General features: G+C 41.1%; 10 protein-coding genes. 6 read left to right on the top strand and 4 right to left on the bottom strand.

All coding sequences use genetic code 11. The annotated features are described in order from the left end of the window. The 5 genes from ileS (at nucleotide 1) to BLR37_RS05415 (ending at nucleotide 5,982) form a co-directional block, all read left to right on the top strand. A complete protein-coding gene (ileS, locus tag BLR37_RS05435) occupies nucleotides 1-3,402 on the top strand; it encodes an isoleucine--tRNA ligase (protein WP_090765619.1) in 3,402 nt (1,133 codons plus the stop codon). A 30-nt stretch (nucleotides 3,403-3,432) separates the two neighbouring features. Further along, nucleotides 3,433-3,816, top strand: a complete 384-nt coding sequence (locus tag BLR37_RS05430; protein ID WP_039481375.1) for a TraR/DksA family transcriptional regulator — start codon at nucleotides 3,433-3,435, stop codon at nucleotides 3,814-3,816. Then, a complete protein-coding gene (locus BLR37_RS05425) occupies nucleotides 3,816-4,418 on the top strand; it encodes a lipoprotein signal peptidase (protein ID WP_090765616.1) in 603 nt (200 codons plus the stop codon). The genes BLR37_RS05430 and BLR37_RS05425 overlap by 1 nt, the downstream gene beginning before the upstream one ends. A gap of 175 nt (nucleotides 4,419-4,593) precedes the next feature. Next, nucleotides 4,594-5,106, top strand: a complete 513-nt coding sequence (locus tag BLR37_RS05420) for a DUF4269 domain-containing protein (protein WP_090765613.1) — start codon at nucleotides 4,594-4,596, stop codon at nucleotides 5,104-5,106. Between the two features lie 195 nt (nucleotides 5,107-5,301). Further along, on the top strand, nucleotides 5,302-5,982 hold the full coding sequence (locus tag BLR37_RS05415) for a 3-keto-disaccharide hydrolase (RefSeq protein WP_090765611.1): 681 nt from the start codon (nucleotides 5,302-5,304) through the stop codon (nucleotides 5,980-5,982). 287 nt (nucleotides 5,983-6,269) lie between these two features. Here BLR37_RS05415 and odhB read toward each other — a convergent pair whose 3' ends face one another. From odhB to BLR37_RS05400, 3 genes are all read right to left on the bottom strand, one after another. Next, nucleotides 6,270-7,496 (bottom strand): 2-oxoglutarate dehydrogenase complex dihydrolipoyllysine-residue succinyltransferase, encoded by a 1,227-nt coding sequence (gene odhB / locus BLR37_RS05410; RefSeq protein ID WP_090765608.1) that lies wholly within the window; start codon nucleotides 7,494-7,496, stop codon nucleotides 6,270-6,272. A gap of 77 nt (nucleotides 7,497-7,573) precedes the next feature. Next, nucleotides 7,574-10,369, bottom strand: a complete 2,796-nt coding sequence (locus tag BLR37_RS05405) for a 2-oxoglutarate dehydrogenase E1 component (RefSeq protein WP_090765604.1) — start codon at nucleotides 10,367-10,369, stop codon at nucleotides 7,574-7,576. A 197-nt stretch (nucleotides 10,370-10,566) separates the two neighbouring features. Then, the gene (locus BLR37_RS05400; protein WP_090765601.1) at nucleotides 10,567-11,841 is read right to left on the bottom strand and encodes a DASH family cryptochrome; all 1,275 of its coding nucleotides are present in this window, start codon (nucleotides 11,839-11,841) and stop codon (nucleotides 10,567-10,569) included. A 171-nt stretch (nucleotides 11,842-12,012) separates the two neighbouring features. Between BLR37_RS05400 and BLR37_RS05395 the strand changes: the two genes are divergently transcribed. Continuing rightward, complete coding sequence (locus BLR37_RS05395; RefSeq protein ID WP_090766523.1) at nucleotides 12,013-12,918, top strand: TIGR01777 family oxidoreductase; 906 nt, start codon at nucleotides 12,013-12,015, stop codon at nucleotides 12,916-12,918. Between the two features lie 478 nt (nucleotides 12,919-13,396). Here BLR37_RS05395 and BLR37_RS25270 read toward each other — a convergent pair whose 3' ends face one another. Continuing rightward, the gene (locus BLR37_RS25270) at nucleotides 13,397-13,564 is read right to left on the bottom strand and encodes a hypothetical protein (RefSeq protein ID WP_167356552.1); all 168 of its coding nucleotides are present in this window, start codon (nucleotides 13,562-13,564) and stop codon (nucleotides 13,397-13,399) included. Between the last annotated feature and the right edge of the window lie 21 nt (nucleotides 13,565-13,585).

Genomic DNA, 13,585 nt, shown 5'->3' with positions numbered 1-13,585 from the left:
ATGTATAGCGAATTTAAACAACTGGAACTTGCCAAAATAGGGCAAGAAATACTGGATTTCTGGAAAAAGGAAAATATCTTTGAAAAAAGCATTTCATCCCGCCCGAAATCTAATCCGTTTACTTTTTACGAAGGTCCGCCTTCTGCCAATGGCATGCCGGGGATTCACCACGTAATGGCGCGAGCGATTAAGGATATTTTTTGCCGTTACAAAACGTTAAAAGGCTACCAGGTAAAACGCAAAGGTGGCTGGGATACGCATGGTTTGCCTATTGAGCTTGCTGTGGAGAAAAAACTGGGCATTACCAAAGAAGATATTGGTAAAAAAATCAGCGTAGACGAATACAACGAAGCCTGCCGTACCGAGGTGATGCGTTATACAGATGTTTGGAACGACCTGACCGAGAAAATGGGTTATTGGGTTGATCTTGAAAATCCGTATATCACCTACGAAAACGAATACATTGAAACCCTTTGGTGGATTTTAAAACAACTTTACAGCAAAGGATTTTTATATAAAGGTTATACTGTTCAACCCTACTCTCCAGCCGCGGGTACTGGCTTAAGCTCGCACGAGTTAAACCAACCGGGCACTTATAAAGATGTAAGCGACACCACAATTGTGGCACAGTTTAAAACCATCGAAGCCACTTTACCTGAAGCTTTAAAAGGTTTTGGAGTAGTTCACTTTTTAGCCTGGACTACTACGCCATGGACTTTACCAAGTAACACGGCATTAACGGTAGGCCCAAAAATTGACTATGTATTGGTTAAAACTTTTAACCAGTATACTTTCGAGCCGATTCAGGTAGTTTTGGCTAAAGCTTTGGTTGGCAAACAATTTGCCGGCAAATACTTTTTAGCCGAAAGCGACGAAGCTTTTGCGAGCTATAAAGCTGAAGATAAAAAAATCCCTTACAGCATACTGGCCGAATTTGTGGGTGCAGATTTAGTGGGCATTAAATACGAGCAATTATTGCCTTATGCGTTGCCTTACCAAAATCCGGAAAATGCTTTCAGGGTAATTTCGGGAGATTTTGTTACCACAGAAGATGGTACTGGTATTGTACACACGGCGCCTACTTTTGGTGCAGATGATGCGCGGGTAGCTAAACTTGCTACACCAGAAGTACCACCAATGTTGGTACTTGATGAAAAAGGCAACGCTGTGCCACTGGTAGATTTGCAAGGTAAATTTATTGCATCATTGGGCGGAAACTACGGTGGTAAATACGTTAAAAACGAATATTACAAAGATGGCGAAGCACCTGAAAAATCAGTAGACGTAGAAATCGCTATCCAGTTAAAAGAAGAAAATAAAGCCTTTAAGGTAGAAAAATACGTGCACACTTATCCGCACTGCTGGAGAACCGATAAACCTGTATTATATTATCCGCTGGATAGCTGGTTTATCAAAACTACTGCAGTTAAAGATAAAATGGTGCAATTGAACAAAGGTATCAACTGGAAACCAGAATCGACCGGAACAGGCCGTTTTGGCAACTGGTTAGAGAACCTGGTTGACTGGAACTTATCGCGCTCGCGCTATTGGGGAACACCACTACCGATCTGGCGTACTGCCGATGGATTGGAAGAGAAATGTATTGGCTCTATTGCTGAGCTGAATACAGAAATTGCCAAATCAATTGAAGCAGGTTTTATGCCGGCAGGTTTTGAACTGAAAGATATGCACCGCCCTTATGTGGATGATGTGATCTTAACTTCATCGAAAGGCGAAAAAATGACCCGCGAAACCGACCTTATTGATGTTTGGTTTGACAGTGGTGCCATGCCTTACGCACAATGGCACTTCCCGTTCGAAAACAAAGCAGAGTTTGAGAACGCCTATGCTGCAGATTTTATTGCAGAGGGTGTTGACCAAACCCGTGGCTGGTTCTTTACCTTACATGCCATTGCAGTAATGCTAAGCGAAGCCAGCGATGAGATTAAGGCGGTAAATGCTAAAGTTGGCAATCCGGGTGTGGCTTTCAAAAATGTAGTTTCGAACGGTTTGGTACTCGATAAAAACGGCAATAAAATGTCGAAACGTTTGGGTAATGCGGTTGATCCGTTCAGCACTATCGAAACTTACAGTGCCGATGCTACCCGCTGGTACATGATTAGCAATGCATCGCCATGGGATAACCTGAAATTCAGCCTGGAGGGATTGGATGAAGTGCGCCGTAAATTCTTCGGTACGCTTTACAATACCTATGCTTTCTTTGCACTTTATGCCAACATTGATAAATTCGAAATAGACAAAAACAACTTAAGCAAAGTTGAAGACCGTACGGAATTAGACCGTTGGATTTTATCGTTATTGCAGAACCTGATCAGCGAAGTTGATGAAAGTTACAATACTTACGAGCCAACCAAAGCTACCCGTGCTATCCAAACCTTTGTTGATGAGCATTTGAGTAACTGGTACATCAGGTTAAGCCGTCGCCGTTTCTGGAAAGGCGAAATGACCGAAGATAAACGCGCAGCTTACGAAACGCTTTATACCTGTTTAGAAACCCTGGCCCAGTTAATGAGCCCGGTGGCACCATTCTTTGCCGATTGGTTATACAGAAACCTGAGCGTTACCGATGCACAGGCAGCAGAATCGGTACACTTAACGTTATGGAAAGAAGCTGATCAAAGTCTGATCGATAATGCCCTAAACGAAAGAATGCTTTATGCACAGGATATTTCTTCGATGGTTTTATCGTTACGTAAAAAATCAGGAATTAATGTACGTCAGCCTTTAGAGAAAATCTTAATCCCATCGTTAAATGGCGATTTCGAACAAAAAATCTCAAAAGTTGCCGATTATATCCTTTCAGAAACCAATGTGAAGCACATCGAATTTATTACCGATACGCATGGCATTGTGAAGAAAAAGCTAAAACCAAACTTTAAATCGTTAGGTAAAAAAGTGGGTAAGGATATGAGCATCGTAAAAGAGGCTTTAGAAAACATGACCCAGGATGATATCCAGCGACTTGAAGTTGATGGTTACATTAATGTTTTTGGAAGTGACAATATTCAGCATGCCATTGATTTAAACGATGATGTGGAAATTTTTGCTGAAGATATTCCGGGATGGCAGGTAACCAACCTGGGCAGTTTAACAGTAGCCCTTGATGTAACCATTACGGAAGAGCTGAAACAGGAAGGTATTTCGCGCGAGCTGGTTAACCGTATCCAGAATTTACGTAAAGAACTGAACTTTGAGGTAACCGACAGGATTAAAGTTTCGCTACAAAATGATAACTTGGTGGCCAATGCTGTGGCCGGCAACAAGGCTTACATTTGCGATGAGATCTTAGCTGATACACTAGAATTAACAGATACTGTAAATAATGCAAACAAAATCGTGATTGATGATGTTGAGTTAAGCATTTCGGTAACTAAAATATAAATCCATATATTAGAAAACTAAATTACAAACATGGAAAACAGTAATAAAACGCGCTACTCAGACAGTGAACTTCAGGAATTTAAAGAATTAATTCAAGATAAATTGCGCATGGCTAAAGAGGAACTTAATGCATTAACTGCATCGTTAAGTAATCCGAATGCCAATGGAACAGAAGATACTTCAGGTGCTTACAAAACACTGGAAGACGGTTCGGCAACGATGGAGAAAGAGCAAATCAATCAATTGGCTGCCCGTCAGAAAAAGTTTATCGATAACCTGGAAAATGCCCTGGTACGTATTGAAAACAAAACCTATGGTATTTGCCGCGAAACCGGTAAGCTGATCCAGAAAGAACGTTTACGTGCTGTACCTCATGCTACTTTAAGTATGGAAGCTAAATTAAAGCAGGGTTAATGAAAGGCTATACCAAACCTTTAATACTTATCTTTTTGGTTTTATTGGCCGATCAGCTGATTAAAACCTGGGTAAAAACACACATGTACCTTGGGCAGGAGTTCCACATTATCGGAAAATGGTGTATCATCCATTTCACCGAAAATAACGGAATGGCCTTCGGAATGGAATTTGGCGGCGAGTTTGGTAAACTGGCTTTATCGCTTTTCCGCATTGCAGCGGTTGGTGGTATTGGCTATGGTTTACATTATTTAATTAAGCATAAATATCACCGCGGATTGATTTTAAATGTGGCCCTGATTTTTTCGGGTGCATTGGGTAACATCATCGATTCGGTTTTTTATGGCAAAATTTATGGCTACGAAAGCTGGTTTCATGGCCGTGTGGTAGATATGTTTTATTTTCCGATTGCGGAAGGACATTTCCCGAACTGGTTCCCGATCTGGGGTGGTGAAGAGTTTGTTTTCTTCAGACCTGTTTTTAACCTTGCTGACGCCGCTATTTCGGTTGGGGTAATATTGATCCTGATCTTCCAGAAAAACTACTTTAAAGAAGATGTAAAGGATGATGTGAGCATCAACAGCGAAATTGTAGAGGATTAATCAAATCAATTGTCATTCTGAGCTTGTCGAAGAATACTCAATACCCAATAAAAAACATTGCCCATTTCTTAACTGAGATGGGCTTTTTTATGAAAATATTCTCTCCTACCGGTTGGTGTCTCACCAACGGGCATTAACAATACGTTTATTAACTTTGGTAACAAATCCGGCTGCAATGATCAACTTTCTCCACATCTCCTATCTCCAATCGGGAAACGAGAAGCAACAGAAAGCTTACCAGGTTTTGACTGAACATCAGATCCTGGAAAAACTGGCGGCCTTCACTCCGGTTCTGGCGGGCACTATCCCGATTAACATCGACATTGAAAGCAGCGATCTGGATATCATCTGCTACGTGCAGGATAAAACAGTATTTGCAAAAACATTAACTAATCTTTTCCAAAACGAGAAAGGATTTAAAATTACAGAGAATCCAAGGTTTCAATCCGTCAAAACTAATTTCTTTATGGCTGGTTTTGAGTTCGAAATTTTCGGTCAGGCCATACCTGCAACACAACAAAATGCCTTCCGGCACATGCTTATAGAGCATCAAATTTTATTAGAAAAGGGTGAAGTTTTCAGGCAGGAAATCATCAGGTTGAAGAATAAGGGCATTAAAACCGAACCTGCTTTTGCACAACTGCTGGGCTTAAAAGGAGATCCTTATGAGGCACTTTTAAGACTCTAATAGTCCCTAATCTATCTGTAAAGTTCCGAAGGGCTCTACGGATTTCAGCATGGAAAAGAGTCTTCGACTCGTACGCATTTATTGAGTTTGAAAACTCAAATCCATTCCCCACCCGTAGATATGCTCCGCTTAACTCTACGGACAGGATATCGCTTTAAAATCTTATATTTGAAATAATCAAAACCAAATATACCTATGAAATTATACGCAGCATTAGTCCTGTTTATTGCATTTAGCACACCTGTACTCGCCCAAAAGAGCCTTTTTAACGGAAAAGATTTAAAAGGCTGGCATGTAGATGTACCGGCGATGGATAAAAAACCGGATACTATTAATCCATTTATTGTACGTAATGGCATGTTGGTAAGCTTAGGTACCCCAGGTGGACACTTAATAACGGATAAAACTTACAAAAACTACCAGTTAACCGTTCAATACCGTTTTGCAGGCAAACCCGGCAACTGTGGCGTTTTAGTACACGCCTCAACCCCAAGGGCTTTGTACGGCATGTTTCCAAAATCGTTAGAGGTGCAAATGCAACACAAAGATGCCGGCGATTTCTGGTGCATTGAAGAAGACATTACGGTTCCGGATATGGTTGCCAGACGTGGCCCGAAAGAGAACTGGGGCGTAAATGGCGATAAACTGCGTCGCATTAAAAACCTGACCGATGGCAGTGAAAAACCACTTGGCGAATGGAATACCATGATTATTCAATGTTTAAATAACGAAGTTAAAGTTTGGGTAAACGGTGCATTGGTAAATGATGGCACCAACTGTACGGCGAGTAGCGGACAGATTGCTTTACAGGCAGAAGGCAGCGAGGTAGAGTTTAAACAACTGGATATTAAACCAATTAAGGAATTATCGAAATAGGATTACATAGCGAAATCGTTAGTCGGGATTGAACTCAGGATTTTTAATCCTTAACTATAAACACTCAGGGTGGAACCAATCCTACTTGAATAAAGAGCTTAGAGAACTATCGAAAAGCTGCACTCAATGGTTAGCCAGCTCCTTCGACAAGCTCAGGATGACAGACTCATTTTAGAAAATTTAACGTTAATTCTATTTTTTGAAGCAAAAAAAGAAGTCAAGTTTTATAGCACAATGGCTATTAAAACTTGACTTCTTTTATTTAAGACAGCAATCTCCGTAAGAGATTAAACGCCTAATAACAATCTGGCCGGGTCTTCTAATAATTGTTTCACACGAACTAAGAAACCAACTGACTCACGTCCGTCGATAATTCTGTGATCGTAAGATAAAGCAACATACATCATCGGACGGATTACCACTTCACCTTTTTCGGCAACCGGACGCTCAACAATGTTGTGCATACCTAAAATAGCCGATTGTGGTGCGTTGATAATCGGAGTCGACATCATTGAACCAAATACGCCACCGTTGGTGATGGTAAATGTTCCGCCAGTCATTTCTTCGATAGTTAATTTGCTATCGCGTGCTTTTAAAGCCAGCTCTAATACCGATTTCTCAATCTGTGCCAAAGTCATGCTCTCTGCATTACGGATTACCGGAACAACCAAACCTTTTGGTGCAGATACTGCGATAGAAATATCAGCAAAATCATTGTAAACCAATTCTTCGCCTTCAATGCGACCATTTACAGCAGGGAAATCTTTTAAAGCTTCGGTAACGGCTTTAGTGAAAAAGCTCATAAAACCTAAACCAACACCAAATTTCTCTTTAAACTGGTCTTTATATTTTCCGCGTAAATCCATAATTGGTTTCATGTTAACCTCGTTAAAGGTGGTTAACATAGCGGTTTCATTTTTAACAGCAACCAAACGTTTTGCAACAGTTCTACGTAATGGCGACATTTTTTCGCGACGCTCGCCACGGCTACCAGCCGGAGCTGCAGCAGCAACAGGAGCAGTGGCTTTTGGTGCCTCAGCTTTTTTACCAGCTTCTGCTTTTACAGCATCATCTTTGGTAATACGGCCATCAACACCAGTACCTTTTACAGCAGATGCATCAATACCTTTTTCGGCAAGGATTTTACCTGCAGCAGGCGAAGGAGTACCTGTAGCATAGCTTTCGCCAGATTTTTCAGCAACCGGAGCTGCAGTTTTTTCTTCAGCAACAACTGCTTTTTCTTCAGTTTTTGGCGCATCAGCTTTAGCAGGAGCTGCACCACCGTCTTCAATTTTACAAACTACTGCACCAATGGCTAAAGTATCGCCTTCGGCTGCTATGGTTTTTAAAGTTCCAGCTTGTTCTGCAGTTAATTCGAATGTAGCTTTATCCGATTCTAATTCAGCAATCACTTCATCCATTTCAACAACATCTCCATCGTTTTTTATCCAACGCGATAAAACAACTTCTGTTATCGACTCACCTACAGGTGGAACTTTTATCTCTAAACTCATAATATAAAATATGTCTTTATTATCTTTCTAATGATCAACTTTCAATAATCAAACACTCAGCGCTTAACGCTAAGCACTTAGTCTATTTGAACTAATTTTTTTGTTGCTTTTTTAGCAATATCTTTCACATCTTCTGTTACCGGAATTTCGAAAGCTTTGGCTAAAATATAAGCTTGCTGGTTTGCATGTTGTTTTGCAAAACCTGTTGCAGTACTGCTGCTTTCTCTTCTCGAAATTACATCAATACCTTTCAATGCAGTTTTGTACAACTTGCGGAACAAGTATGGCCATGCACCCATATTTTCTGGCTCTTCCTGTACCCAGAAAATATCTTTAGCGTTTTTGTATTTTTTCTGGATGGCTTCCATCTGATCAACCGGCGTTGGATACAATTGCTCTACACGAACAAGTGCAACATGTTTCAATTTATCAGCTTGTTGTTTCTCCAGTAATTCGTAGTAAATTTTACCGCTACAGAATACCACGCGGCTAACATCGGCCACTTTAGCATTTGCATCATCAATTACCTCTTTAAAGCCACCTTCGGTAAATTCGTCTAATTTAGAAACGCAAGCCGGGTGACGCAGTAAGCTTTTTGGTGTAAATACAACCAAAGGTTTACGGAAATCGCGTTTAAACTGGCGACGTAAAACATGGAAGAAGTTAGCCGGAGTAGAACAGTTTACCACCTGCATGTTATAATCGGCACAAAGCTCCATAAAACGCTCAATACGTGCTGATGAGTGCTCTGGTCCCTGACCTTCGTAACCGTGAGGCAATAACATTACCAAACCGTTTTCGCGCTGCCATTTGGTTTCGGCACTTGCGATATACTGATCGACAACAATCTGTGCTCCGTTAAAGAAATCGCCAAATTGTGCTTCCCAGATGGTTAAAGCGTTAGGGTTTGCCATGGCATAACCATATTCGAAACCTAAAACACCATATTCTGATAAGTGCGAGTTGTAAATATCAAAAGCCGCCTGCTGATCTGAAATATTAGCCAATGGTACATATTCTTCCTCGCTGTCTTCTAAGGTTAAAACCGCATGACGGTGAGAGAAAGTACCACGCTCTACATCCTGGCCACTTAAACGAACACGTTTACCTTCTGATAACAAAGTACCATAAGCCAGTTGCTCGCCCATTGCCCAATCGAAAACATGCGTCTCGTTAACCATTTTGGTCCGCTCTGCAAATAGTTTTTCGATTTTTTTGAAGAACTTTTTATTTGATGGTAAAGTGGTAATGCGTTTACCAATTTCCAATAAAGTTGTTTTTTTAACTGCCGTAACCGGAGAAGCTTCAAAATCTTTAGGTGTAGCCATCCGCAGATCGGCCCATGCACCGCCAAATTTCACTTCGCTATTGCTGGCCACAAATTCTTTAGCCTCGTTTAAGCGCTCCTGCAAAATACCACGGAAATCTTTTTCCATTTCTTTTGCCAACCCTGCTTCAAGCTTACCTTCTTTGGTTAACTGCTCTACATAGATTTCTCTTGGGTTAGGGTGCTTTTCGATGGTTTTGTACAATAAAGGCTGCGTGAATTTAGGCTCATCAGACTCATTGTGACCAAAACGACGGTAGCAAAGGATATCGATGAAAACGTCGTTTTTATATTTCTGACGGTATTCCATCGCCAGGTTAATGGCATAAACCAAAGCCTCAGGATCATCGCCATTTACGTGGAAAACAGGCGATAAAGTTACTTTAGCAATATCCGTACAGTAAGTACTGGTACGTGCATCTTTATAGTTAGTGGTAAAACCAATCTGGTTATTAATTACCAGGTGAATGGTACCACCGGTTTTATAACCTTCCAAACCAGCCATCTGGATTACTTCGTAAACAATACCTTGTCCGGCAACCGAAGCATCACCATGGATCAAAATAGGTGCTAAACGACTGTTGTCGCCACCATATTTAAAGTCGATTTTAGAACGGCTCATGCCTTCTACCACGCCATCAACAGTTTCTAAGTGTGATGGATTTGGGCATAAACTTAAGTGAACGCTCTTACCTGCATTGGTAGTTACATCGGTAGAATAACCTAAATGGTATTTTACGTCGCCACCAAAAGGGGTATCAGGGTTGTAGCTTTTACCTTCAAATTCAGCAAAAATATCTTTATAGGTTTTTTGCATGATATTGGCCAGCACGTTTAAACGACCGCGGTGAGCCATACCAATTACAAACTCTTCAATACCCAGTTCTGCACCTTTTTCAATTACCGAATCCAATGCAGGGATTAAAGCTTCCGCTCCTTCTAATGAGAAACGTTTCTGACCTAAAAACTTGGTTCCAAGAAAATTTTCGAAACTTACTGCTTCGTTTAATTTTTGAAGGATACGTTTTTTCTCCTCGATAGAAAAATTAGGGGTATTGCGTACACTTTCCATTTTTTGCTGAATCCAGTTCAACACTTCAGGTGTACGTAAAAATTTAAATTCAGCTCCGATAGAGCCTACATAAGTTTGTTTTAAAACAGCAATAATATCTTTCAGCTTTGCTGCACCGATACCAATTTCTACACCAGAGTTAAAAACGGTTTCCAGATCGGCATCAGATAAACCGAAATTAGAAAGCTCTAAAGTTGGTAAATGTTTGCGTCTTTCGCGTACCGGGTTGGTATGCGTAAATAAGTGACCGCGGCTACGGTAGCCATCAATCAGGTTAAGCACATTAACCTCTTTTAAAAATTGTTCCGGAGTTTCTACGGTTACTGCAGTGGCTTCCGATCCTCTTCCAAAATCGAAACCTTCAAAAAACTTTTGCCAACCAAATTCAACTGATTCAGGATCCTGCTGATACGACTGATATAAAGCATCTATATATTCGGCATTTGCGCCGTTAAGATAAGATAAACTATCCATTATTAACTATTTACTATAAGCATTACAAAATTAGAATTTTACCTTACATTTTTGGCAAAAAACCACATTAAAAATAAGAATAACTGAATTTTTAATAATTGATTTATTGAAAGATATATCCTGAACCCTAATCATTGGTTAAAGAAATACACTAAGTCATTCAATCCACCAAAAAACCAATGCTCCTCTTCTCACAACTATGATGCCCAAGTGGTGGCATAATTACCTTTTGGATCGAGATTTTTAATGTTTTTATCCAAATCGAAAACACTTTTCGATTTCTGATCGTTACCTACGCCTGCAACATTGGCCCAATTCCCCCAGTTACTTGCCGGATTGTAATCGATCAGTTTTTCTTCAAAATAAGCGGCGCCTAAAACCCAGCTTACCTCCAAATTATTAATCAGATAAAGGGCTGCCGTTTGGCGGGCAATGTTCGAAATAAAACCGGTTTGGTTTAACTCCGTCATTACCGCATCAACTACCGCAAAACCAGTTTGCCCGTTACGCCATTTATTAAAGTTCTCCTGTTCGTTTGCCACATCAACCAAACCCTGACTTCCAAACCCATCCGGATGGAAAAAAGTATTGCCATATTTCTTAAACATGAAACGGAAATAATCTCTCCACAACAAGCCTAATAAAATATGGTTAAACATGGCCTTGGTATTGGGTACACCTTCCATTTTTTTAATTTCCCAGTATACTTTACGGGGCGATAAACTGCCCATAGCCAGCCATGCCGATAGTTTAGAGGCTAAAATTAAATTCTTGGTGGTAGCAGCCTGCTGCATGGCCACAATAACCTTTTGCAAATGCACCAAACCTTCGGTTTCACCACCGGTAAACTCAAAGTCAGCACGCTGGTCTTTTTCAGGCGCCGAAAGATTCAGCTCGGCCAGTGACGGCAGGGTACCCCAATCAATTACTTCGGCCACATTAATGCGATCGGGTGCGGCAAAGCAGGGTTTGATAATCGAATCGCGCTCAATTTTCTTTTTAAACTGGTTAAACGCGTCGGGGATATCTTTGATCGGAAAAGGTAAATCTTCTTTATTATATAAGGTATGGCCAATAAAATGCTTAAGATTGATGCGCAGCTTCCACAGGGCATTTTCGACCAATGTGGATACATGCGTTTCTTCGCGTGCTACCTCGCGGTGGTGGTACACTTCGGTAATTTCGTATTCCTGCACCAGTTGCGGAATAATATCTTCGGGGTTACCTGCAGCAATAAGCAAATTGCCGCCAATTTGTTTTAAGGAGTTGCGTAAGCCTAAAACGCTTTCTAAAATGAACTGCGCCCTAATGTTGCCGGTTTTCAGGGTACCGTATTTGGTTTCGCCAAACAAGCGGTGATCTAAAATATAAACGGGCAAAATCGAATCGGATTTAGCAATCGCTTCGACCAACATTTCATTATCATGTAAGCGAAGATCGTTTCTAAACCAGACTAAAATTTTTTTGGACATCTTTTATCGAAAAGGAGTATAAGAACGCGTTTACAAATTTATTTTATTTTTCCACTTCATCAAACCCTTAAACAATTCTTTACAAACAGGTAACAAAAGGATCATCAGCCTTTTAATCTCGTTTTAATCTCCATGCAAAAAACCCTTTTGTATCTTTGGTGTTTTAAAAACATGGCAAAGAAAATACTGATTACGGGCGCTACGGGACTTGTTGGCACAGCACTAAAAAAGCAGCTGTTAAGCAGGGGTTATGAGGTAAATACACTTTCGCGAAAAAGCAGCAAAGATGCCCATAATTTTACCTGGGATGTTTACGGGGGAACGATTGATGCCTCTTGTATAGCTGGTGTAGATGCGGTGGTGCATTTAGCCGGCGAGGCGGTGGCCGATAAAAAGTGGACTCCCGAACGCAAGAAACAGATTATCGATAGCCGGGTAAAATCGACCGAGCTCCTTTTTAACACCATAAAATCAGCAGCCAGCCACCAAATCAAATCTTTTATTTCCTCATCTGCCGTGGGCTATTACGGCGATTGCGGCGATGAAATTCTCACAGAAGAAAGTGCAAATGGCTATGGCTTTTTAGCCGAATGCTGTAAGCTTTGGGAAGATGCGGTAGATGAAGGCAAAAAACTAAGCCTGCGCATTGTTAAATTGCGCACGGGTATTGTGTTGAGCACTAAGGGTGGTGCATTGCCACAGCTCGCCCAACCCGTTAAGTTATTTGCCGGTGCTGCTTTGGATAGCGGAAAACAATGGACGCCATGGCTGCACATTGATGATATGGTTGAAATGTATATCGAAGCCATCGAAAACCCAAAAATGGAAGGGAACTACAATGCCTGTGCGCCTTTTCCGGTTACGAACAAAGCGCTTACCAAAGCCCTGGCCAAACAGCTGCATCGCCCCTTCTGGCCAATTCATGTGCCTAAAGCGGCTTTAAACCTCTTATTGGGCGAACGCACGGAGGCGGTTTTAATGAGTAGTAATACTTCTGCACAGAAAATTCTGGATGCAGGTTTTAAATTCAGGTTTACGCATCTGGATGAGGCACTGAAGGCACTTTACGGGCGTTAACCTGTTGATTTTAGCCACGGAGGCACTGAAAACACAGAATAATAATATCCGTTGCTGTCATGCTGAGTGCAACGAAGCATCTCTTAACTTTACCACCAATTTCAGCCACGGAAGCACCGATAACACGGAGTGATAACAACCATATGTCATCACTTACCGCTCCCCCTAATCTAACCACCAGCCACAAAATATACCAACCGGTTAAAAGCAAACATAAGCTACTGGCATCAAAACATACCACTTAACACCCTGACCAAACGTCAGTTGCCCCTAAACATATCGAGCTGGAGGCTGACCAAACGTCAGATGCAGGCAAACATACGAAGCTAACACACTAACAATTGCCACTGGCGACCAAACATACGATACTTGCAGTCAAACATAGCTTGCTGGCATACTAACAATTGATAGTGGTAAGAATACCTCCGATGCAAGCAGACAATCATATCACAGTGGAAGCTAAATTTAAGACAATACACTAAAAAAGAACTAGTTGAATAGTCCCTGCAATAGTTTGCAAATCATCTTCTTCTTTTTTGCCAACACCACTTGTACCGAATCTACAACGGTGTATATTTGCAACAGCAGCGGTGTCAAAAAATATCACCTCAAAGAAAACTGCAAAGGGCTGAGCACCTGCCAGCATAAAATTTTAAAAATAACATTG

Source organism: Pedobacter soli, assembly GCF_900101435.1.
GTDB lineage: Bacteria > Bacteroidota > Bacteroidia > Sphingobacteriales > Sphingobacteriaceae > Pedobacter > Pedobacter soli.
Note: the sequence above shows the minus strand (reverse complement) of the source record. Positions and strands in the feature narration are given on the sequence as shown.

Bases quoted from the DNA above. Each gene is read 5' to 3' on its own strand.
- ileS (WP_090765619.1), top strand. From the start codon at position 1: ATGTATAGCGAATTTAAACAACTGGAACTTGCCAAAATAGGGCAAGAA.
- BLR37_RS05430 (WP_039481375.1), top strand. From the start codon at position 3,433: ATGGAAAACAGTAATAAAACGCGCTACTCAGACAGTGAACTTCAGGAA.
- BLR37_RS05425 (WP_090765616.1), top strand. From the start codon at position 3,816: ATGAAAGGCTATACCAAACCTTTAATACTTATCTTTTTGGTTTTATTG.
- BLR37_RS05420 (WP_090765613.1), top strand. From the start codon at position 4,594: ATGATCAACTTTCTCCACATCTCCTATCTCCAATCGGGAAACGAGAAG.
- BLR37_RS05415 (WP_090765611.1), top strand. From the start codon at position 5,302: ATGAAATTATACGCAGCATTAGTCCTGTTTATTGCATTTAGCACACCT.
- odhB (WP_090765608.1), bottom strand. From the start codon at position 7,496: ATGAGTTTAGAGATAAAAGTTCCACCTGTAGGTGAGTCGATAACAGAA.
- BLR37_RS05405 (WP_090765604.1), bottom strand. From the start codon at position 10,369: ATGGATAGTTTATCTTATCTTAACGGCGCAAATGCCGAATATATAGAT.
- BLR37_RS05400 (WP_090765601.1), bottom strand. From the start codon at position 11,841: ATGTCCAAAAAAATTTTAGTCTGGTTTAGAAACGATCTTCGCTTACAT.
- BLR37_RS05395 (WP_090766523.1), top strand. From the start codon at position 12,013: ATGGCAAAGAAAATACTGATTACGGGCGCTACGGGACTTGTTGGCACA.
- BLR37_RS25270 (WP_167356552.1), bottom strand. From the start codon at position 13,564: ATGCTGGCAGGTGCTCAGCCCTTTGCAGTTTTCTTTGAGGTGATATTT.